The organism is Malaciobacter mytili LMG 24559, from assembly GCF_003346775.1.
In the GTDB taxonomy this organism is placed as follows: Bacteria; Campylobacterota; Campylobacteria; order Campylobacterales; family Arcobacteraceae; genus Malaciobacter; species Malaciobacter mytili.
The window spans coordinates 310,902-334,152 of sequence record NZ_CP031219.1; the positions used below are offsets into that span (position 1 = coordinate 310,902).

23 protein-coding genes are annotated in these 23,251 nt (G+C 27.4%); 16 read left to right on the plus strand and 7 right to left on the minus strand.

Annotated elements, in window-relative coordinates; genetic code table 11:
• Window position 1 precedes the first annotated feature (1 nt).
• From AMYT_RS01650 to AMYT_RS01665, 4 genes are all read left to right on the plus strand, one after another.
• Window positions 2-241, plus strand: coding sequence for a DUF4006 family protein (locus AMYT_RS01650; protein ID WP_114840827.1), 240 nt, complete (start codon window positions 2-4; stop codon window positions 239-241).
• A gap of 103 nt (window positions 242-344) precedes the next feature.
• Window positions 345-977, plus strand: coding sequence for a hypothetical protein (locus AMYT_RS01655; RefSeq protein WP_114840828.1), 633 nt, complete (start codon window positions 345-347; stop codon window positions 975-977).
• A gap of 10 nt (window positions 978-987) precedes the next feature.
• The gene (locus AMYT_RS01660) at window positions 988-1,545 is read left to right on the plus strand and encodes a hypothetical protein (RefSeq protein WP_114840829.1); all 558 of its coding nucleotides are present in this window, start codon (window positions 988-990) and stop codon (window positions 1,543-1,545) included.
• Window positions 1,535-3,883 carry a PD-(D/E)XK nuclease family protein gene (locus AMYT_RS01665; protein ID WP_114840830.1) on the plus strand — a complete coding sequence of 783 codons (2,349 nt, stop codon included), beginning with the start codon at window positions 1,535-1,537 and terminating at the stop codon, window positions 3,881-3,883. Before AMYT_RS01660 ends, AMYT_RS01665 begins: the two co-directional genes overlap by 11 nt.
• A gap of 52 nt (window positions 3,884-3,935) precedes the next feature.
• Here the strand turns inward: AMYT_RS01665 and AMYT_RS01670 are convergent, their stop codons facing one another.
• The 6 genes from AMYT_RS01670 to plsY all read right to left on the minus strand — a co-directional run bounded on the left by AMYT_RS01670 (window position 3,936) and on the right by plsY (window position 9,578).
• Window positions 3,936-5,099 carry a porin gene (locus AMYT_RS01670; protein WP_114840831.1) on the minus strand — a complete coding sequence of 388 codons (1,164 nt, stop codon included), beginning with the start codon at window positions 5,097-5,099 and terminating at the stop codon, window positions 3,936-3,938.
• Between the two features lie 108 nt (window positions 5,100-5,207).
• Window positions 5,208-6,305: a peptide chain release factor 2 gene (gene prfB / locus AMYT_RS01675; protein ID WP_114840832.1), complete on the minus strand. Its 1,098-nt coding sequence runs from the start codon at window positions 6,303-6,305 to the stop codon at window positions 5,208-5,210.
• Window positions 6,305-6,943: a c-type cytochrome gene (locus tag AMYT_RS01680; RefSeq protein WP_114840833.1), complete on the minus strand. Its 639-nt coding sequence runs from the start codon at window positions 6,941-6,943 to the stop codon at window positions 6,305-6,307. The genes prfB and AMYT_RS01680 overlap by 1 nt, the downstream gene beginning before the upstream one ends.
• A gap of 123 nt (window positions 6,944-7,066) precedes the next feature.
• Window positions 7,067-8,344, minus strand: coding sequence for a major outer membrane protein (locus AMYT_RS01685; RefSeq protein ID WP_114840834.1), 1,278 nt, complete (start codon window positions 8,342-8,344; stop codon window positions 7,067-7,069).
• A 179-nt stretch (window positions 8,345-8,523) separates the two neighbouring features.
• Window positions 8,524-8,835, minus strand: a complete 312-nt coding sequence (locus AMYT_RS01690; RefSeq protein ID WP_114840835.1) for a dihydroneopterin aldolase — start codon at window positions 8,833-8,835, stop codon at window positions 8,524-8,526.
• A 119-nt stretch (window positions 8,836-8,954) separates the two neighbouring features.
• Entirely contained in the window at window positions 8,955-9,578 is a 624-nt protein-coding gene (gene plsY / locus AMYT_RS01695; RefSeq protein ID WP_114840836.1) for a glycerol-3-phosphate 1-O-acyltransferase PlsY, read from the minus strand.
• Between the two features lie 123 nt (window positions 9,579-9,701).
• On the opposite strand from plsY, the gene nadA reads away from it, so the two are divergent.
• The 12 genes from nadA (at window position 9,702) to ribD (ending at window position 21,025) form a co-directional block, all read left to right on the plus strand.
• On the plus strand, window positions 9,702-10,694 hold the full coding sequence (gene nadA / locus AMYT_RS01700; RefSeq protein WP_114840837.1) for a quinolinate synthase NadA: 993 nt from the start codon (window positions 9,702-9,704) through the stop codon (window positions 10,692-10,694).
• A complete protein-coding gene (gene nadC / locus AMYT_RS01705) occupies window positions 10,691-11,512 on the plus strand; it encodes a carboxylating nicotinate-nucleotide diphosphorylase (RefSeq protein WP_114840838.1) in 822 nt (273 codons plus the stop codon). The genes nadA and nadC overlap by 4 nt, the downstream gene beginning before the upstream one ends.
• A 56-nt stretch (window positions 11,513-11,568) precedes the next feature.
• On the plus strand, window positions 11,569-12,555 hold the full coding sequence (locus tag AMYT_RS01710) for a DHH family phosphoesterase (RefSeq protein WP_114840839.1): 987 nt from the start codon (window positions 11,569-11,571) through the stop codon (window positions 12,553-12,555).
• A complete protein-coding gene (locus AMYT_RS01715; protein ID WP_114840840.1) occupies window positions 12,539-13,909 on the plus strand; it encodes a M23 family metallopeptidase in 1,371 nt (456 codons plus the stop codon). Before AMYT_RS01710 ends, AMYT_RS01715 begins: the two co-directional genes overlap by 17 nt.
• Window positions 13,906-14,805 (plus strand): UDP-3-O-acyl-N-acetylglucosamine deacetylase, encoded by a 900-nt coding sequence (lpxC, locus tag AMYT_RS01720; RefSeq protein ID WP_114840841.1) that lies wholly within the window; start codon window positions 13,906-13,908, stop codon window positions 14,803-14,805. The genes AMYT_RS01715 and lpxC overlap by 4 nt, the downstream gene beginning before the upstream one ends.
• A 9-nt stretch (window positions 14,806-14,814) precedes the next feature.
• Entirely contained in the window at window positions 14,815-15,267 is a 453-nt protein-coding gene (locus tag AMYT_RS01725) for a hypothetical protein (RefSeq protein ID WP_114840842.1), read from the plus strand.
• 11 nt (window positions 15,268-15,278) lie between these two features.
• On the plus strand, window positions 15,279-16,160 hold the full coding sequence (gene thrB, locus AMYT_RS01730; RefSeq protein ID WP_114840843.1) for a homoserine kinase: 882 nt from the start codon (window positions 15,279-15,281) through the stop codon (window positions 16,158-16,160).
• A gap of 34 nt (window positions 16,161-16,194) precedes the next feature.
• On the plus strand, window positions 16,195-16,476 hold the full coding sequence (locus tag AMYT_RS01735; RefSeq protein ID WP_114840844.1) for a DUF448 domain-containing protein: 282 nt from the start codon (window positions 16,195-16,197) through the stop codon (window positions 16,474-16,476).
• Complete coding sequence (gene infB, locus AMYT_RS01740; protein WP_114840845.1) at window positions 16,466-19,144, plus strand: translation initiation factor IF-2; 2,679 nt, start codon at window positions 16,466-16,468, stop codon at window positions 19,142-19,144. The genes AMYT_RS01735 and infB overlap by 11 nt, the downstream gene beginning before the upstream one ends.
• Before the next feature lies 1 nt (window position 19,145).
• Complete coding sequence (gene rbfA / locus AMYT_RS01745) at window positions 19,146-19,493, plus strand: 30S ribosome-binding factor RbfA (protein WP_114840846.1); 348 nt, start codon at window positions 19,146-19,148, stop codon at window positions 19,491-19,493.
• A gap of 5 nt (window positions 19,494-19,498) precedes the next feature.
• Window positions 19,499-19,927 (plus strand): ribosome maturation factor RimP, encoded by a 429-nt coding sequence (rimP, locus tag AMYT_RS01750; protein ID WP_114840847.1) that lies wholly within the window; start codon window positions 19,499-19,501, stop codon window positions 19,925-19,927.
• Between the two features lie 81 nt (window positions 19,928-20,008).
• Window positions 20,009-21,025, plus strand: coding sequence for a bifunctional diaminohydroxyphosphoribosylaminopyrimidine deaminase/5-amino-6-(5-phosphoribosylamino)uracil reductase RibD (gene ribD, locus AMYT_RS01755; protein ID WP_114840848.1), 1,017 nt, complete (start codon window positions 20,009-20,011; stop codon window positions 21,023-21,025).
• A gap of 1,653 nt (window positions 21,026-22,678) precedes the next feature.
• Here the strand turns inward: ribD and efp are convergent.
• Window positions 22,679-23,242 (minus strand): elongation factor P, encoded by a 564-nt coding sequence (gene efp, locus AMYT_RS01760; RefSeq protein WP_114840849.1) that lies wholly within the window; start codon window positions 23,240-23,242, stop codon window positions 22,679-22,681.
• Between the last annotated feature and the right edge of the window lie 9 nt (window positions 23,243-23,251).

The window sequence follows — 23,251 nt, forward strand, 5'->3', positions numbered from 1 at the left end:
TATGGCTGGAAATTCTCAAATGAATGAAAATGAAAGAGGGTTATTTTCTCTTCTTCATGGAATTACAGGTATGTTAATTGCAACAGTATTATTACTTACTATATTAGGTGTATTAACTTACGGTGCAATTACTGTTCAACAAAATGAAGCAACTAACTTCTATAAAGTTAATCAAGATTTAAATGCATTAAAAGCAAATAGTCAAGATAACCTTAAACATTATGAATTAGTTGGGAAATAAGGGGAAAGCTATGGACAAAATTATTGGAATTTTATTATTAGCTTCAGCAGTTTACTCTGCGTATTTATCTTTCTTCGATTCTACTAGAGTGTTTGTTGGATAAATGAAAGCTTTAAAACTTACAAAAATGGCAGTGCTTTTTGCACTGTCATTTTTTATATCATCAAATCTATTCGCATCTGAACATATTTTAAGTAATGATGGGCTTATTGATAAAAGAGCAATTGAAAAAATTGAAGAAATTGCCCTTGAAGCTAAAAATAAATTGGGTGTAAATATCTACGTATATGCAAAACAGAGTTTAGGTCTTGAAGAGAATATATCTACAAAAGATAAAATTGAGTTTATAAAAAATCAAGAAAAAGAGCTTGTACAAGTATTAAAAAAACCATATGTTTTATTAACTATTTCAGTTGATGATACACATGTAAATTTAGTTGTGTCTTCACAATTAAAAGATATTGTTGATAAAAATGATATTTTAAACGGATATGTTGTACCATTATTGGCTTCAAAAGATAAAAACTCAGTATTTGCAAAAGTAAGTGCTGCTGTACTAAATGGTTATGCTGCAATTGCAGATACAATTGCCAAAAGTAAAGATATTAAATTAGAATCTAGTATTGGAAATTCTGGAAGAGTTGCTGGAACTATCTGGAAAGTATTTATGTACACACTAGTTATAATTGGATTATTTTTATATGTATATGCTGTTTTAAGAAAAAGAAAAAATTAGGAAATATTTTATGAAAAGAAATTACTGGCCACTGTTTTTTGTTGCTATTTTTGGTTTTACATTCTATATGATTGTATGGACAATCTATTCTGCAATAAAAGTTCCAGTACATGAAGATGATGCTTTTTTTAAAAAGTATCAAGATGTTGATGATCATTATAATGAAATTATAAATTCAAATAAAATTTTTTTATCAAAATATAATTTTAAAATTATATTAAATGACAAAGAGTATGGTTTAGATACAAATGATATCTTTCTTTCTCAAAGAGTTATTGAAAAAAGACAAACTCATAGGGATATTTTAAAAGTTGGTGAAAACTCTATTAAAGTATCAATTAAAGATAAAACTGGTGATAGTGTTGATAATATGAAGATTAAATTTAGGGTTACAAAAGCTACTAATAATAACTCTATTATTGATTTACCTGAAAACTCTTTTATTTTTAATAATGAAGTTTATAATTCAAAAGTTACAGTGCCAAGTATTGGTAACTGGAATATTATAGCAACTTTTGAAAAAGATGATTCAAAAGGTTATTTATTTATAAAAACTAATGCAAATTAAACAAAAACTTATAGTATTTCCTACATCAAGGGCAATAAGGGAGCATCTACTTTTAAATAAAAGTAGTAATTCTTTATTGCCTTTTTTTTTAACAATTGATGATTTTTTTAAAAAATCTTTCTTTTTTAATAATAAAAAACTTATAGATGAAGAACATAAATTTCTACTATTAAAAGAATCAATTAAATTTGATGATTTTAAAAAATTGGGAATTTCATCAAATTTTACACAATTTTTAAAACAAAGTGATTATATATTTAGATTTTTTACTGAAATATCTAGTGAAAAAGTAGATATAAATGAGATAAAAAATGTGGATACATATGAGTTTTATAAAGAGCATCTTGAAATATTAAATAAAATTAAAATAAATTATATTGAATTATTAGAAAAAAATAATTTTATTGATAGGGTAAATGAAGCAAATCATTATAAATTAAATAAAGATTTTTTAAATAAATTTGAAGAAATTGAGCTTAATTTTGAAGGATACTTTACTAAAGTTGAGTTTGATAAAATCTTACAAATATCAGAAAATACAAAGCTTATTATTAATCTTTTTACAAATGAATATAATAAAAAATCAATAGAAGCTTTTAAAAGTATAGGATTTGAATTAGAAGAAAATAAAGCTTATAAACTAGATATTAGTAATAAAAAGATTTTAGAAGAAACTCAAGTTAAATCAATTTTACAAAATTTTGAAATAAAAGGTTTTGCTTCTAGAATTAATCAAATTGCTTATATAAAAGCTACTATTGTTTCTTGCATACAAAGTGGTGTTGAGCCTTCAAAAATTGTTTTAATTGTACCTGATGAGGGTTTTATCAATAAATTAAAACTTTTTGATAATGAAGGATATTTTAACTTTGCTATGGGCTTAGATATAACTAATAGTAAATCATATAAGCTTTTATATACTCTATTTAATCTATTTAGTGATGAAGAGTTTAAAATAGACTTTAGCATTGAATTTTTTAAAATAAATAAAGATTTTTTAGAGTTTATAAAACAAAATTGGAATAAGCAATTAACTCTTAATATTTTTGAGTTTTTAGAAAAAGAGGTTTTACAGTATGAAGATAATGAAGAAATTATTGTAAAACTTAATGAACTTTTTTATAAGTTTAAAGTCTTATTTTTTACAAATAACTCATATATTTTAGTAAAAGAGGCTTTAAAAATACTTTTACAAAAACTTCAAAAAACAACAATTGATGATGTAAACTCTGGAAAGATTACTGTAATGGGTCTATTGGAAAGTAGGGCAGTTAATTTTGAGGTTGTAATTATTTGTGATTTTAATGAAGAGTTTATTCCAAAAATTTCTTTAAAAGATAAGTTTTTATCTACAAAAGTTAAAGAGTATGCAAATTTACCTACAATTAAAGATAGGGAGAATTTACAAAAATACTACTATAAAAGATTGATTAATAATTGTAAAAGTTTATATGTTTGTTATACAAATAATGAATTAAGTTTTATTAGTAGATTTGCAAGTGAACTTTTTAATAGAAAAATAGATAATCGTGTATTTGACAATGAATATAAGCATATTATTTATAATAAAACAAATTTTTCTCATTTTGATAAGCAAATTATTGAAACTATTGATTTATCAAAGATGACTTGGTCTGCAACTTCTTTAAAAGCATATTTGCAGTGTAAAAGAAAGTTTTATTTACAATATATTTTAAAGCTAAAAGAACATGAAATTTCACTAAAACCTAAAGGGTATGAGTTAGGAGATATAATTCATAAAATTTTATATGAGTATTTTGAAAAATCTCTTGATAGCTTTGAAAGATTGGAAGAGTTATTTGTAAAATATACTCAAAAAAATCCTTTTTTAACTTTAGAGTTAGAAGTTTGGAAAAAGAAGATTTATAAAGTTTTTGAAAATGAAAAACAAAGATTTGAAAATATACAAATTTTGCATAAAGAACTACCTTTTAATATGACTTATCAAGGTATTAATATCAAAGGGGCAATTGATAGAATTGATAAACAAAATGATAAATATTTAGTAATTGATTATAAAACATCAAGTAGTTTAAAAGTAGATAGTTTAAAAAACTATGAAAAAAGTTGTGATTTTCAATTGGAGTTTTATTATTTGGCAGTACAAGAATTATATAAAACTTTAAATATTGAAAGTTTTTATTATGATTTAAATAGTGCTAAACTTTTAAAAGAAGAAGCACTAGATGCTAAATTAGAACTATTAAATACTATTTTTAACTCTTTTAAACAAACTAAAGAGATAAATTTTGAAAAATGTGAAGATAAAGCTTTATGTGGTTTTTGCTCTTATAAGATAATTTGTAATAGGGAATAAAAAAAGGCCCTATATAAAATAGGACCTTTATTATAAAGTAAAATATCTTTTATTAGAAAGAGTATTGTACGTGTAATCTTCCCATTGTAGAATCTATATCACTACCGTTTTTAACATCTTTTTCAAATTGTCCAAATCTTACATATCCTGCAAAATTTTTAGACATTTGGTATGATAATTGTGTATAAATTTCTTCTTGGTCTGTATTATTTGATTTTGAATCAGCATCTAAGTTAGAGTATTTTAAAGCTACATTTAAAGATGGTAATACTTGTGCATCAACTGAAGCATAAACTACAGAAGCATCAGAAATACCTGTTAATGTTACTCTCCAGTGCTCATCATAACCAGTTTCAGCACTATAATCTAAAGCTACTATTCCACCTTCTTTATCTGTTTGACCATATCCTAAATGAGCTCCAAAGATTCCCATATTAGCTCTCATCCCAACTTTCCATAATACATTATCAGCTGAATTATTATCTAAATCTAAAGAAGAGTATCTTGCATATGGATTTAATTTAACTGAAGCTACATCATAAGATGCTGATAAACCTACAGTATATGCATCAAAGAAATCTTGTACATCAACATAAGAAGCATCTACATTAATTCCTGCAAAACTTGCCATTGCACTTAAGAATACAACGTTTTCATCACCGTGTAAACCAACATCATTACTTAATTCACCAACATCTTCGCCTAAGTTAGTTTGGTTAAAGTAAGCAGCTGCTAAAGTAACAGGTCCTACGTTTGTAACTGCAACAATACCAGTTCCAGTTTGCTCATTTCCAATTGAATCTCTATGTACTGTAAAAGGAGTTGCTAAACCTTGTTTACCAAATGTAATTGCAGTATTTGCAATACCTGTATATGTAAAGTTTACTTCTGATAAAGAAACACCAACTTGTGCATCACCATCTTCATGTGTATTTAAACCAACTTCAGCAGCACCTTTATCAGAACCAATAATAAATCTTGTATTAGCTACAACATCATCATTTACTTTTGATTTTACATTAACTGCAATTTTATAAAGATTTGAAGAAGAACTTGTATCTTTTCCATCTGTATCTTCATAATCATTATATCTATATGTAACTGTACCAGATACATCTACATTTTTAATTGCTTCTTCTAATGCTTGAGCATTAGCAAATGAAACTGAACCTAAAGCTAAAGTAGCAATAAGGCTTAATTTTGTAATTTTTTTCATACTGTTTCCTTATGTGTATTTAAGAGGTACATTATATTAAAATTACTTTTAAGTTTTATTAAAAAGGTATAAAAATTGTAAATTAAAATAACTCTAAAAATTTTAGAGTTATTTTGAAGAAGTTGCAATTAATACATCTTCTATTATTTTAGTTATATCCCCATCAAGTATTGCAGTTACATTTGAGTATCCAATATTACTTCTAGTATCTTTTACTTGTTGATAAGGTTGTAGTACATAAGATCTAATTTGATGTCCCCATCCAATTTCACTTTTTTCTATTCCATCACTTTGTGCTTTTTGTTTTTCAAGTTCAAGCTCATAAAGTCTACTTTTTAGCATCTTCATCGCACTTGCTTTATTTTTATGCTGACTTCTATCATTTTGACATTGAACTACTATATTTGTAGGAATATGCGTGATTCTAATAGCACTTTCAGTTTTATTTACATGTTGCCCACCAGCTCCACTTGCTCTATAAGTATCAATTCTTATATCTTTATCTTCAATTTGTATATCAATATCATCATCAATTTCAGGGCTTACCATAACTGAACTAAATGAAGTATGTCTTTTTGCATTTGAATCAAAAGGTGAGATTCTAACAAGTCTATGAATACCATTTTCAGCTTTTAAGTATCCATAAGCATTTACACCTTTTATTATAAAAGAGACATCTTTTATTCCTGCTTCTTCACCATCTTGATAATCTAAAATTTCAACTTTAAAGTTTTGTCTTTCTGCCCATCTTAGATACATTCTATATAAAATACTTGCCCAATCTTGAGATTCAGTTCCTCCAGCTCCTGGATGAATTGATACTATGGCATTAAGTCCATCATCTTTTCCACTAAGCATTACTTCAATTTCAGTTTTTTTAACTAACTCTTCTATTTCATAAGCTTCTTCATAAAGCATCTCTAAAGTCTCTTCATCTTTATCTTCTAAAGCTAAAGTATAAATATCATTTGTATCTTCTAAAGCACTATTTGCTTTATTAAATTTATTTAATTTTCCTAAAATTTTATTTTTTTCAATTCCAATTTTAGTTGCAGTATCCACATCATTCCAAAAAGATGGTTCTGCTTCTAGTTCTTCAATTTCTTTTAATCTAGATTTTAATTCATCAGGTTTTAAAATACCTTTTATATTTGTTAACTTTTTATTTAAAAGTTTTAAAAGCTCACTATATTCGTATGCATCCATTATTTTTTAGCTTCTTCTTTCTTTTCATTTATACTTTTTATGTAGATATATACATTTTTTACATCATTATCATCCATAAGTAGTGCATATGGTTTCATTACAAAAGCCATTCCTCTATCATATGAACCTAAATTATAATCTCTAATAGAAATTTGAAAATCTTGTAAATTTAAATCTTTAATAGGTCTTGAAACCCCTCTTGCTTTAAGTTCACCTTTTTCTCCATGACATGAAATACATTTATTTTTATATAAGTTTTCACCAGATTTACTTTTTCTTGCATATATTTCTCTTTTTTTAATCTCAATTTCTTCTTTTTTTCTTTGCTCTAATCTTTGTAAGATTTTTGTCTCAAGTGCTGCTTCATCAATAGTTGCAACTTTTGGTTCATCTTTTTTAAATACATAGATATAATTAGTTCCTTTTTCTGTTTGAGTGATTTTTATATCATCAACATTCCAACCATCTCTTTTCATATCTTTTACAGATTTATCACCTTTACATACTCCACCATTTAAGTTTATCTCTTCAATAGTTGACATATCTTTATGATTCTCTTTAAAACACATAGTTGTTTCGGCACTTGCTACACTTAAAAATAATATAGATGAAAGGCTTATGCTTGTTAGTAGTCTCATTTCTATCCCTTTTTATAAATTGAGATATTTTAGCATAATTTAGTTAAATAAAATTTGAGCAAAAAAAAAGGTTGGGAAAAAAATCCCAACCTAAAATAGAGTTTAGTAACTTAAACTTTCAAATTAGAAAGAGTATTGTACTTGTAATCTTCCAATTGTTCCATCATTATCTTTAGATTTTGTTCCATCTACATAATCATTTTCAAATTCAGCTTGACCTAATCTAATATATCCACCAAAGTTTTTAGACATTTGGTAAGATGCTTGAACATAGATTTCTGTATCAGTTGAATCTTTTGCTCTTACATCATTTTTATCTTTATCTAATGTATGGTAGTTAAGAGAGATATTTAAAGATGGTAATACTTGTACATCAGCTTTAACTTGTAAATATTTAGCATCAGCCACACCGTTTAATTGAACAGTGTACCCTTGCATCCCTGTTAATGCATCATTATCAAGTGCTGCTAAACCACCTTCAGAATCAGTCCATCCGTAGTTAACGTTTGCACCAAAAATTCCAGCTTTTAATCCTAATTCAATTTTTGTTAAAGAGTTATCTTCTTTTGCAAAATCTTTACCTGCTAATTCTTTATCAGCATCTAATTGAGTATGTCTAGCACCTACAGATAATTTAACTGCATCTAAATCAAAATTAGCTTTTGCACCAATTGTAAATGTATCAAATGAATCTTGCATATCTAAATACCATGCATCTAAAGCAACTGGTCCAATATTAGCCATTGCACCAACAGTAATTACATTTGAATCTCCACCTAATACAGATGCATCAGTTTTTGAATTATATAATTTAACTGCTTTTGCTCCTAAAGCTTTACTTCCATTAATAGAAACATCTGTTGATTTATTTAAGTTAGTTTGGTTAAAGTATGCACCAGCTAAAGTAACAGGTCCAACATTTGTTAATGCTAAGATACCAGTACCAGTTTGCTCATTTCCATCAGCATCAATTGCTACAGTCCATGGAGTTGTTAAACCTTGTTTACCAACATTTACAGTTGTATTAGCAATTCCTGTATATGAAAAATAAACATTATTTAAAGAAATATCAGCTTGTCCATCACCACCATTAGTATTGTTTAGTGATACAAAATCTCCATTAGTTTGAGAACCAACAATAAATCTTGTAACAGCAGTTACATCATCATTAACTTTAGATTTTAAAGTTAAACCGATTTTATATTTATTATTTGATAAATCTCTATCTGAATCATTATCTCTTGCTTTATCTTCAAAAGCTCTATCATCATATCTATATACTACTGTACCAGATACATCTACATTTTTAATTGCTTCTTCTAAAGCTTTAGCTGAAGAAGTAGTTGAAAGACCAGCAACTGCAACAGCAGCAACTAAACTCATTTTTGCGAATTTTTTCATTTGTTCTCCTAAAATTTCGAAATTTAATAATCAGTTTACCGGAGCGCGCGAACCATCCTAATTTAAGTTATTAGAAACCTATCCCGATACACCGTTACGCAAATTGTACATAAGTAAATTTTAAAGTTTTCTTAAAATATCTTTTTTCAACAGTTTTGCTTATAAATTTAAGCTATATTTTACTTTGTTACACTTACCTTGCAATTAGGCAAAATTTGGGGTTTGCAAATAGTTAGTTTCAATTTAGTTACATTATACTTGTCACGAAGGTGTCTCTTTAAATAAAGAAGAGCATCTTCTATTAATTCAAACTTTTTTTCTATCATAATAGTTTCTATATCTTTTGCAACTAAAGAGTAGTCTATAAATTCACTATTTTTATATTTATATTTTATTTTACAATTTATAACTACTTGTTGAGCCATTTCTCTTTCAAAAGGCAAAATACCAATAATACAATTAAAAGTTAAATCTTTGATTTTTATTTTCATTTAAATAGCTTTCTTTTGATTTGCGAAAACAAAGTCATCATTTAGATAACTTCTTTTTATTCGGAAAACAAAGTCATCATTTAGATAACTTCTTTTTATTCGGAAAACAAAGTCATCATTTAGATAACTTTCTTTTCCTCTCCCCTAACAAGTCTAATAATATTTGGGATATGTTTATAGTAGATAATAAAAGCTATGATATACATAGGAGCATTGCTTCCAACTTCTAAACCATTATTAAAAATTAAAGCACTTAATACCACCCCAGTTAATCCTAAAAGTGAAGATAAAGAAGAGACTTTTAATACTTTTGCACAAAATCCCCAAACAATAGCTCCAATTAGTGTTGGAATAGGAATTAATACCACAAAAACACCAAGTCCTGTTGCTACACCTTTCCCACCTTCTAATCCTAAGTAAATAGAATAACAGTGCCCTAATACAGCAAGTACTGCAATAGCCCATAAAGTTTCAATAGGAGTATTTAAACTCATTGCTACAAGTAAAACAGCTGTTCCTTTTAACGCATCTAAGATTACAGTTGCAATTCCAAGTTTTTTTGCTAAGCTTGGATTTGTTTGCTTAACTACTCTTAATACATTTGTAGCTCCAATAGAACCACTCCCTGCACTTTTAATATCCACTTTAGCAAATACTTTTGCCAAAATTAGTCCAAATGGAATTGAACCAAATAGATATGCTGCAAGATAAAAAAGTAGATTTGAATTAGATAAAAAATCCATTTATTACCTTTGTTATTTTTTTTGATTTTTTAATTAAATGGATTATAACTAAAATTTTGTTATATTCTCATTTAGTTAATAACAGGGTAATTTTACCCCTTTAGATATATTAAAGGTATTATTTTGAATTTAAAAGAAGAGATTTTAAAACTAAAAGAGAAGTTAGATGTAACAGTTGTTGCTCACTTCTATCAAAGAGATGAAGTATTTGAATTAGCAGACATAACAGGTGACTCTTTAGAATTAGCAAAAAAATCTATGGAGGCAACTTCTAAATATATTCTTTTTTGTGGAGTTGGTTTTATGGGTGAGGGAGTTAAAATATTAAGTCCCGAAAAAAGAGTTCTAATGCCAAAAATTGCTTGCTGTGCAATGGCAAGAATGATAGATGTAGATTATTTTGATGAAAGTGTTGAAAAATTAAATAAAGCTGGAATTACAAAAGATGATATTTTACCAATTACTTATATAAACTCAAGTGCTGCTGTAAAAGCAAGAGTTGGAGAAATGGGTGGATTAGTATGTACTTCTTCTAATGCTTATAAAATTATTCAAAAAGGTTTACAATCAGGTAAAAAAATACTTTTTGTTCCAGATAGATGTCTTGGACAAAATTTTGCAAAAGCTATGAATTTAAAATCAGCAGTAATTGGAGATGGTACTAATTTACATGAAGCAGATATTATCTGTTACAATGGTTTTTGTTCTGTTCATCAACAATTTACAGTTGAAGATGTGGAATTTTATAGGGAAAAATATGAAGATATTCTAATAGCAGTTCATCCAGAGTGCGATCCAAGTGTTTGTGATGTGGCTGATTTTGTTGGTTCAACTTCACAACTTATAAAATATATAAAAGAGTTGCCTATTGAACAAAAAGTAGCAGTTGGAACAGAGTTTAATATGGTAAATAGATTAAGAAAAGAAAATACTTATATCTTAAGTTCAACAAAGCCAGAGTGTCCAACGATGAATGAAACTACACTTGAAGATTTATATAAAACTTTAAAAGATATAGAAAAAGACCAAAAAGAGCCTTATGCGTCTGAAATTTTAATAGATGAAGATAGAGCGCAATGGGCAAGAGTTGCTTTACAGAGGATGTTTGAAGTATGATTAATATAAAAAAGTTTGTTAAAAACGCTATTATTGAAGATAATGGTAGAGGGGATTTATTTTTTGATGTTGCCCCTAAAGGAAGATTTACTGCTAGAGTAATTTCAAAAGATGATGGTGTTATTGCAGGAGTTAAATATGCAAAAGTTCTTGCAAGAACAGAAAAATTTGAATGTAAATTTTTAAAAAGAGATGGTGATAGGGTTAAAAAAGGTGAAATAATTGCTGAACTTGAAGGGAAAGCTTCTATTTTACTTTCTAGTGAAAGAACTTTTTTAAATATTTTACAACATGCAAGTGGAATTGCAACTCAAGCAAGTAAATATGTTGAACTTATTAAAGATTTAGATGTGGTTTTACTTGATACAAGAAAAACAAGACCCCAATTAAGAGATTTTGAAAAATATGCAAGTAGAGTAGGTGGTGCGATTAATCATAGACTTGGGCTTGATGATTGCCTAATGCTAAAAGATACTCACTTAAAAACAATTGAGAATTTAAAAGAGTTTATTTTAAAAGCAAGAAAAAGAATCTCTTGGGTTACAAAAATAGAAATTGAGTGTGAAACTTTAGATCAAGTTAAAGTTGCTATGGATGCAGGTGCAGATATTATAATGTGTGATAATATGAATCCTGAGCAAATTAAAGAAGTTGTTAGTTTTAGAGATGAAAATTATCCTCATATTTTATTAGAAGCAAGTGGAAATATAAATTTAAATACAATTAGAACATATGCACAAACAGGTGTAGATGCTATTAGTAGTGGAAGTATTATTCATCAAGCAACTTGGCTTGATTTTTCTATGAAGTTTGATTGATGATTAACTTTTGGTTAGTAATTTATTGTTAGAATATAGTAAAGGGCAAAGAGTAGATGAAAAAAGATTTTATACTGGATAATAAACTGGATTTCTCAAGATATAAAGAGGCTTTAGAGTTAATTGAAAAGAGTAGATATATTCTTATTGTAACTCATGTAAATCCAGATGCAGATACAATCTCTTCTGCACTTGCTCTATCAAATCTATTTTATGAAAATAGAATAAAACATAAAGTATTTAATGTTAGTAATGATTTACCACAAAATTTAGATTTTATATCTAGGTTTGACAAAATTACTGATCAATTACCAAATTTTTATGATTTAATCATTAGTGTTGATTGTGGAACATATAAGAGATTTGGAGTAGAATTTCCCAAAGAAATTCCTCTTATAAATATTGACCATCATAAATCAAATAATAATTTTGGAACAATAAATATAGTTGATGCAAATAAAAGCTCAACAGCTGAAATAGTTTATGATTTTTTTAAATTTAATGGTTTATATATAACAAAAGATTCTGCAACAGCATTGTACACAGGTATTTATGATGATTCATTAAGATTTAGTATAGGTAGATGTGATGAAAAGACTTTTGAAAAAGCAAATTTTTTAGTTAAATGTGGGGCAAATCCTTCATATATAGCAAATAAGCTTTTAAGAAGAGATTCCTTGGCTAAATATAGAATAATTCCAAAAGTTTTAGAAAGCTTAGAATTATATGAAGAAGGAACTGTTGCTTCAATTTTGGCACAGCCTCTTTGGTTTAAACAAACAGGTGCACATATAAGAGATTGTGAAGATGTACTTGATATGATTATGAGTATGTCTATTGTTAAAGTTGCAGTATTTTTTAGAATTGTAAATAATGAGACAAGAGTTTCTATTCGTTCAAAAGGACAAATTGATGTGTCTGCAATAGCTTCAAAATTTGAAGGTGGTGGTCATTATAATGCTGCTGGTTGTTGTATTGATACAATAAATTTAGAAGAAGCAAAAAAAATGGTATTAAAGGAAATTTTTGAAACGAAAAAATAATTTTACAGGTATTATTGTATTAGTTGTTTTAGTTGCCATAGCTGGTGGATTTGGGTTTGTTTATTTATCTCCTCAATTTGAACAAAATAAACCAGAAATAAAATTTGAAGAAAAAGAGTATTGGAATTTAAAAGATTCATTAAAAATAAGTATTGATGATAATAGCGGAATTAAACATTATAAAGTTATATATAAAGATGATAATAATGAAAGAGTTTTAGAAGATAAAATTTTAGATGAATTAAAAAATAGTATAGATTTAGAGATAAAACCTCCTAAACTTGATATGTTTTTTAAAGGTGAAAATGTATCAATAATTTTAGAAGCCACTGATAGAAGTAAATGGAATTTTTTTGAAGGTAATAGTATAAGAAAAGAGTATAAAATAAAAATTGATAAAAAAATTCCTGTAGCAAATGTAATTGGAAACTCTTTTGCAATAAGACACGGAGGAAGTGCTTTAGTAATTGTTGAGGTTCATGATGAGAATTTAAAAGATGCTTATATCTCTTTTAATGATGAGGAAAGATTTGATTTAATTCCTTTTTATAAAGAGAATTTTTATATTGCTTTAATTGCTTGGCCTGTTACTATTGAAGAATTTAAAAGAGTAAATCTAATAGCAATTGATAAAGCAAATAATAAAACAATTACAAAAGTTCCTTTATATATAAGAGCATTAAAAGTTAAAAATGACAATATAAAACTTTCTGAAAAATTTGTAAAAGATATAAGTGTAAATGTTTTACAAAAAAGTGGTTTAGATGTTCCATCTACTGTGGAAGAGATTTTTGTAAAAGAAAATAGAATTTTAAGAAAAATGAATACTGATGTTTTAAAAGAGATAACTAGAAAATTTATGAATAAAGATAAAATTGATAGTTTTAGTATAAAACCTTTTAAAAGATTAGAAGGCTCAAAAACAGTTGCAGGATATGCGGATAGAAGACACTACTATTTTAATGATGAAAAAATTGATCAAGCTTGGCACTTAGGAATGGATTGGGCAAGTATTAAAAATGCATCTATAAAAGCAACAAATAGTGGTAAAGTGATTTTTAATGATTATTTAGGAATATATGGTAATACAATTGTAATTGATCATAAACTTGGTTTACAATCTTTATATGCCCATACAAGTAAATCCCATGTAATGGCAGGTGAAGAAGTAAGAGCAAATACAAAAATTGCAAATACAGGAAGTACAGGGGCTGTATTTGGAGATCACTTACACTTTGGAGTTTTAGTTCAAGGAATAGAAGTAAATCCTTTAGAGTGGATGGATAAAGATTGGATTAAAACAAGAATTACAGATGTAATAATAGATGCTAAAAAGGTAATAAATAGCAAATGAAACAAAGAACAATAGCAAAAAGTGTAGAAATTGTAGGAATAGGCCTTCATAAAGGAGTTCCTGTTAAGATGAGATTAGAGCCTCTTGAGGCTAATATGGGAATAATCTTTTATAGAAGTGATGAAGGTATTACAATTCCATTACAAATAGAAAATGTTGTTGATACAAAAATGGCAACAGTTATAGGTAAAGATGGAGTAATTATCTCTACAATTGAACATTTATTATCTGCTGTATATGCTTATGGAATAGATAATTTAAGAGTTGTATTAGATAATGATGAAATTCCAGTTTTAGATGGAAGTTCTTCTGGATATTGTATGCTAATTGAAGAAGCAGGTATAAAAGAACTTGAAGCTTCAAAAAAAGCAATAAAAGTAAAAAAAGAAGTAGAAGTTACTACAAAAGAAGGAAAAAGAGTTGCTTTAAAACCTTCTAATCATATAATTTATGATTTTTCTATTGATTTTGAACATCCTGCAATTGGACAACAAGCATTTAGATTTGATTATTCAATTGAAGAGTATAAAGAAAATATTAGTAGAGCAAGAACTTTTGGTTTTTTACATGAAGTTCAATATTTAAGAAGTATTGGTCTTGCCCTTGGTGGAAGTATGGAAAATGCTATTGTTTTAGATAATACTAAAATCTTAAATCCTGAAGGTTTAAGATATGATGATGAGTTTGTAAGACATAAAATATTAGATGCAATTGGAGATATGGCTTTATTGGGTTATACTTTAGTTGGAGAATATGATGCACATGCAGGAAGTCATCATCTAAATCACCTACTTACAAAAAAATTGTATGAAAGTGAAGAAAACTACGAAATTATTGACTTAGAAGAAGCAGATGAAGAATCAAAAGTATTTCAAACTGCCTATGCAAGAGCATAAGGAAATATATTGATAGAGGTTTTTGTAATTAGTATCTCAAATCCATTATTAATTGGTATATATAATGATAAACAATTAATAGAAGAGATAAAACAAGAGGGAATGACTTCTGATATTCTTCCAATTATTTTTAAAGAAATAATAAATAAATATGACTTAAGAGGGGTCTATTATGTGAACTCTCCCGGGTCATATATGTCAATAAAAGTTAGTTATATTTTTTTAAAAACATTATGTATTACAAAAAAAATACCATTTTTTGCAAGTGATGGTTTTAATTTTAATAATAATTCTCCAATAAAAGCATTGGGTAAAAAATATTTTATAAAAGAAAATGATACTATTAAAGTAGATTTTTTAGATAATGATATTAAAATACACGACTTTAAATTGCCTAATAATTTAAATAATAAATTATTTAGTGAAAATACATTACCAATATATAATTTACCAGCGGTATAAAAAGGAAGAGAGTGAGAGTAAGCGTACCAGCTACAAGTGCAAATATGGGACCAGGATTTGATACATTAGGTGTTGCCCTACAAATTAAAAATCAAGTGGTTATTAAACCTGCAAAATTTCATAGTGTTTCTTTAAAAGGTGAAGGGTCAAATAATCCTGCTTTAAAAGATAATAATATGTTTATCTCGATTTTTAATGATTTTTATCATAATTTATCTAATAGAAGAAGAAATTTTAGATTTGAATTTTATAATGAAATTCCAATGTCAAGAGGATTAGGAAGTTCTTCTGCTGTAATTGTAAGTGCTATTGCTTCAGCATATGCAATAGAAGGAATTGAACTAGAAAAAAGTAAATTACTAAATTTAGCTTTAGCATATGAAAACCATCCAGATAATATTACACCAGCAGTAATGGGTGGATTTAATGTGGCAACTGTTCAAGAAAATGAAGTTAAATTTATCAAAAAAGAAATACCAAAACATTTAAAAGCTATTGTTGTAATACCAAATAGACCTATTTCAACACATTTATCAAGAAAAACATTACCTTATAAATATTCAAAAGATGATGCAGTATTTAATATTTCGCATTCATCACTTTTAACAGCAGCATTTATGAGTGAAAATTGGGAAATGCTAAGAGTTGCTTCTTATGATAAATTTCATCAAAAATATAGAATGAAACAAATGCCAGAACTTTTTGAAGTACAAAAAGCTGCTTTAAATAATGGAGCATTAATGAGTACATTATCAGGTTCAGGCTCTACATTTTTCTCTATGTCTTATGCTGATGATAGCAAAAGAATTGAAAGAGAACTTAGAATTAAATTCCCTCACTTTAAAATATTTAGTACAGATTTTGATAACTATGGTGTTAAGGTAGATAGGTAAAATTTATAAATTAAGAAAAAGTTGGATATAATAATTGGCTGATTTAAAAAGACCTTTACGAATGTGTATAATTTGTAGGGCACGTTTAGAGAAAGAAAAACTATTAAGACTTAAATGCGAAGATAAGAAGCTTATAAAATATAATAATTCCGGAAGAAGTTTTTATCTTTGCAACTCATGTATACAAGAGTATGTAATCAATCAAGAACTTAATAGTAAAAAAGAAAAAAAAATAGAAAAAGCACTTTATGCACAGTGCAAAAATAAAGATGAGTACTTAGTACAACTTAAGGAGATATTAACAGATGTCAGATAAAGTAAGAGTGTATGAAATTGCAGATGAAGCTGGAGCTAGTAGTAATGAAGTTATTAGTAAAGCTAAAGATTTAGGGTATGATTTAAAATCACCTCAAAGTGCAGTATCATATGAAGCGGCAGAAGAAATAGCAAACTATATAATGACTGGTTCAAGCCCAAAATTAAAAGTTAAAACTACAACAAAAGCAAAAAAAGCTGCTCCAAAAAAAGAGAAAAAAGTAGAAGAAGAGAAAATTGAGGAAAATGAAGTTGTAACTTCAGTAAAAAGTTCAGCACCAAAAAAAGAGACAAAAAAAGAAGAGATAGCAAAAACAACACCTACTGAAGAAGAAAAACAGACTGTTAATACTCAACCAGAAGATAAATCAAATAGAATTATTCCTAAAAGAAGAGGTTTAAAAATTGTTAAGAAGAAAAAACCTTCTTTTGAAGATGAAGATGTTATAGAAGAATTAAATATCTCTAAAGATAGTGAAGATGCAGCATCTAAAAAGAAAATGAAATCATTAAGTGAAATTCTAGGTGGATCTGCTGAAGAAGAGAAAACAGTTACTTCTGAAGCACAACCATCAGCTGCAAACCAAGCATCAGCAAAATCAAAAATTAAAAAAGAGAAAAAGAAAGTTCTTCCAAAAGCTCATACTCACGGAACAAAAATTGAATTTGATGATGTAAAAGACTTTAGTGATAGTGATGACTCATTACTTGGTGAAGAAGTTGTATTACTTGATATGGATGTTACTGATGAATCAAAAATCTTTGAAGATCAAAAAGCACCAACATCAACAATTAAACAATCAAGAAGTTCAAAGCCAGCTGCTTTTGGAAATAGACCTCAAGGTTTAACAAGAAAGAAAAGAAAGAAAAGAATTAAAAAAGAAGTTGAAATAGCAGAAATAACTGAAGTAATAATCCCTGAAGATATTAGAGTTTATGAGTTTGCTGAGGCTTGCGGAAAGTCACCAGCAGAGGTAATCACTGTATTATTTGGTTTAGGTATGATGGTTACTAAAAATGACTTCTTAAAGCAAGATGAATTAGAGATTCTTGGTGAAGAATTTGGAATTGAAGTAACAGTTAAAGATGCTTTAGAAGATGTTAATTATGTTGAAGATTATCATGAAGAAGAAATTGATGAATCAAATTTTGTAAATAGACCTCCTGTTGTTACAATTATGGGGCATGTTGATCATGGTAAAACTTCATTATTAGATAAAATTAGAAGTTCAAAAGTAGCTGCTGCTGAAGCTGGTGGAATTACACAACATATTGCAGCATATACTATTAAACAAAATGGTCAAAAAATTACTTTTGTTGATACTCCTGGACACGCAGCATTCTCTGCTATGAGAGCAAGAGGAGCAAGTGTTACAGATATTATTATAATTGTAGTTGCTGCTGATGATGGTGTAAAACAACAAACAGAAGAAGTTATTTCTCATGCAAAAGCTGCAAATTGTCCAATTATTGTTGCAGTTAATAAAATGGATAAAGAATCTGCTAACTTAGATATGGTTAAAGCACAAATGGCAGAAAGAGGAATGACACCAATTGATTGGGGTGGAGATGTTGAATTTATACCACTTTCAGCAAAAACTGGTGATGGAATTGATGATTTATTAGAAAATATTTTATTACAATCTGAAATTTTAGAACTTAAAGCTGATCCAAATGCAAAAGCTAAAGCAACAGTTGTTGAAGCTTCTTTGGAAAAAGGAAGAGGACCTGTTGCTACTGTTATTGTTCAAAATGGTACATTAAAAATCGGAGATAATATCGTTTGTGATACTACTTATGGTAGAGTTAAAGCAATTACAAATGATTTAGGACAACAAGTTAAAGAACTTGGACTTTCTGAAACAGGAAGAATTTTAGGACTTAATGAAGTTCCTGCTTCTGGTACAGTTATGGTTGCTCAAGAAACTGAAAAAGAAGCAAGAGATATTGCTACAACAAGAGCAGAACATGCAAGAGCTAAAGAGTTATCTAAATCAACTAAAGTATCACTTGAAGAGATGAGTGGTCTTATTGCAGAAGGGAAAATTAAACAACTTCCAGTAATTATTAAAACTGATGTTGTTGGTTCACTTGAAGCAATTAAAGGAAGTTTAGAAAAAATTGCAAATGAAGAAGTAAAAGTGAAAATTGTTCATGCAGCAGTTGGAGGAATTACTGAATCAGATTTAATTTTAGCAAGTGCTAGTGAAGGTTGTATAATCTTAGGATTTAATGTAAGACCTACAGGAAGTGTTAAAAATAAAGCAAAAGCTGATGGTATTACAATTAATACATATTCAATTATTTATGATTTAATTGATGATATTAAAGATGCTCTTTCTGGTATGATGAGTGCAATTATTAGAGAAGAAAACACTGGACAAGCAGAAGTTAGAGATACATTTGTAGTTCCAAGAGTTGGAACTGTTGCTGGATGTTTAGTAACTGATGGTAAAGTTATTAGAGGTGGTCATGCAAGAATTATTAGAGATGGTGTTGTAACATATACAGGTAAAATTTCATCATTAAAAAGATTTAAAGATGATGTTAAAGAAGTTTCTAATGGTTATGAATGTGGTATTATGTTTGATAAATTCAATGATATTAAAGTTGGAGATTTTATTGAAACATTTATTCAAATTGAAGAGAAAGTACATATAGACGATTAAGATGAAAAGTATTAATTTACAAAGAACAGAGTCTTTGCTTTTAGAATTAGTTCCAGAGGCTCTGTCAAATTTAAGTGACACAAGAATAAACTCTCTTGCAATTACTGCAATTGATTGTAAAAATGGTAAATATGATGCAACTGTTTATTATGATGGAAGTGATTATAGTAAACAAGAACAACAAGCAATAAATACACTTTTAGCAAAAGCAAATGGGCATATCAAATCTTATTGTTTAAATGCAACAGGTTGGTATAAATGTCCAAATTTTAAATTTAAAGCTGATGATTCTTTAGAACATAATATGAAAATTGAAGCTTTATTTGAACAAATTAAATCAAAGGATTGATTTTAATGAATTTAGAAGAATCAATAGAAATGACAGTAAAAAGCTGTGGTGCAGAACTTTATGATATTGTAGCTACTAAAGAAAATGATGTAAATGTTTATAGGATTTATATAACTTCTAAAGAGGGAGTATCTTTAGATAAATGTGCTGAAATTTCACGACTAATATCTCCTATTTTAGATGTTGAAGAACCAATGAGTGGAAATTATAACTTAGAAGTAAGCTCTCCTGGTATTGAAAGAAAATTAAAAAAGCCAAAACATTTCATCTCTTCAATTGGTGAAAAAGTTAAAGTTAAAAATTTTGCAACTGAAACTTTTAAAGGTGAATTACTAGATGCCAATGAAGAAAAAATTATAATAAAAACAACTGAAGGTGAAGTTACAATTTCTCAAGATGAAATTTTAGCTGCATCTACTTATTTTGAATGGTAATAGGATTAATTTCCTATTATCTTAACTACTAATTTATACTACTTTTTATATACTACAAACTAAAAAACTTTGGAATAAACTATGAAAATTGATAATGATTTTTTTATGAAATTAGCTATTGATGAGGCTTGGAAATATCAACTTTTAACATACCCAAATCCAGCTGTTGGATGTGTAGTTGTAAAAAATGATAGTGAGATACTAGCAATTGAAGCCCACAAGGAAGCTGGAGGAGCTCATGCGGAAGTAAATGCTTTAAAAGAAGCCTATCTTAAGTATCACCCAAATACTATTTTAAAAACAATAAAAGACTCTTTTAAAATCCATGAGTATTTAATTAAAAATCATAATGGTTTTTTTAATGATTGTACTATTTATGTAACTTTAGAGCCTTGTAATCATGTAGGTAAAACTCCCTCTTGTGCTAATTTAATAAAACAATTAAAACCAAAGAAAGTTATAATAGCTCATAAAGATTTAAATAACGTGGCAAAGGATGGCCAAAAAACCCTAGAAGAAGTAGGTATCAAGTGTGAACTAGGGTGTATGCAAAAAGAGGCGTATGACCTTTTATTTCCATTTATAAAGTGGAATAGTAATTCTTTTATATTTTATAAAATGGCACAAACTTTAAATGGTACTATTGATGGAGGAAAAATCTCTTCAAATCAAGCCTTAGCTTATGTGCATGCATTAAGAGATAAGATTGATTTACTTATGATAGGTGGAAATAGTGTAAGAATAGATAAACCTACTCTTGATGCAAGGTTTGTTGCAGGAAGAGCCCCTGAAGTATTAATATACTCTAAAAATAAAGTATTTGAACCTTCAATTGCTTTATTTAAAATACCAAATAGAAAAGTAACTATCAGTGATGATTTATTTAAACTTCTTGATTATAAGTTTGTAATGATAGAAGGAGGTTATACTCTTCTTGAAAAATTAAAAGAAAAAATAGACTATATTATGTTAATTATTAGTCCCAAGATAAAAGTAGGCCTTAATGCTATAAATGAAAGTTTAGATTTAGAGTTTGAAATTATTCATGAAAATTATGTTGGCCCTGATAAGATAGTTTATTTAAAAAGAATAAAGTAATTAGTATCTTGATTTTTTTTGTTTACTTTTTTTATAAAAAAAAAGTATTTTAGTCTAAATATTAATTATAGAAATATATATTTATAAGTAGAAAATACTATAAGAGAATAAAACTTTTATCTTATATTTTATATTTCTTTTTTTAATTACCTTTCTTTATCCGTAAAGAAAGGTACAAAGAAACTCCCAGACAAGTTATTGAAGGCATAAATGCTTCCCAAAAATATTATTCTAATTTTCTGCCTTGCGGAACTTATAAAAAGAGTGAATTTATCACTCTTTTTATTTCAAACAGTCCTCAGGCTTTCTCGAAAATTATCTTCCTATTTTTGGCTTCAATAAAGTCTGGCTTTTTTCACAAGCAACTTATAGCTTATACTTTTTAGTTCATTAAAGTTAAATTACTAGATAAAAGGGTGAGCATTTGAAAAATAGCGTAAAGAATATTTTTTAAAATTCGTAAAGAAATTGTAACTTGTTTGAGGCAAGAATTTGCCGAGTCTTACAATTTTAGGATTTAAAAAAAGATTTAGCGTAATTTTTCATCTAGCGAACGATTTTTTTTGTTTACTTTTTTTATAAAAAAAAAGTATTTTAGTCTAAATATTAATTATAAAAATATATATTTCTTATAAATGATAAAAGAATAAGAACTATTGAAATTTAAAATATATAAATCAATTTATTTTATATTTCTTTTTTTAATTACCTTTCTTTATCCGTAAAGAAAGGTACAAAGAAACTCCCAGACAAGTTATTGAAGGCATAAATGCTTCCCAAAAATATTATTCTAATTTTCTGCCTTGCGGAACTTATAAAAAAAGTGAATTTATCACTCTTTTTATTTCAAACAGTCCTCAGGCTTTCTCGAAAATTATCTTCCTATTTTTGGCTTCAATAAAGTCTGGCTTTTTTCACAAGCAACTTATAGCTTATACTTTTTAGTTCATTAAAGTTAAATTACTAGATAAAAGGGTGAGCATTTGAAAAATAGCGTAAAGAATATTTTTTAAAATTCGTAAAGAAATTGTAACTTGTTTGAGGCAAGAATTTGCCGAGTCTTACAATTTTAGGATTTAAAAAAAGATTTAGCGTAATTTTTCATCTAGCGAACGATTTTTTTTGTTTACTTTTTTTATAAAAAAAAAGTATTTTAGTCTAAATATTAATTATAAAAATATATATTTCTTATAAATGATAAAAGAATAAGAACTATTGAAATTTAAAATATATAAATCAATTTATTTTATATTTCTTTTTTTAATTACCTTTCTTTAACCGTAAAGAAAGGTACAAAGAAACTCCCAGACAAGTTATTGAAGGCATAAATGCTTCCCAAAAATATTATTCTAATTTTCTGCCTTGCGGAACTTATAAAAAAAGTGAATTTATCACTCTTTTTATTTCAGACAGTCCTTAGGCTTTCTCCCTTAATAAATTGAATACTAGATAAAAGGATGAGCATTTGAAAAATAGGGTAATTTATCATCTTTTAAAAAAAAGTATCTAAGTTTAAATATTAACTATAAAAATAAATATTTAACTTAGATTACTAAAAAGAGGGTATAGGTAATTAGGTAATAGGAAATTTTAATATATTAGTTATTTGAGATAAAGGCTATGCCAATATCCAAATAACTAATGAAGGAAGAATTATTTTACTTTCTCGATATATTCACCAGTTCTAGTGTCACATCTAATTACATCACCCTCTAAGATATGAAAAGGGATTTGTACAACTGCACCAGATTCAAGTGTTGCAGGTTTTTTACCACCTTGTGAGTCTCCTTTAAAGTTTGGAGGAGTATCTACAATTTTAAGTTCAACAATCATTGGTGGTTCAACTGTAATAGCATTACCGTTAAAAAACATCATATCAACATTCATACCATCAATAATCCATTTTTCAGTTTCACCAACTTGCTCATATGTTAAACCAATTTGCTCATATGTTTCAGTATCCATAAATTGTAACATTTCACCATCATCATATAAAAATTGCATTTGTTTTTGTTGTAAATCTGGAGTTTCACATTTATCTCCAGCATGGAAAGTTTTTTCAATAACTTTTCCATTTAAAAATGATTTAATTTTACATCTAACAAATGCAGCACCTTTACCAGGTTTTACATGTTGATATTCAGTAATTTTATATGGTACACCATCAAGTTGAATTTTAAGACCTTTTTTAAGATCACCCATAGAAATAGTTGCCATTTATTCTCC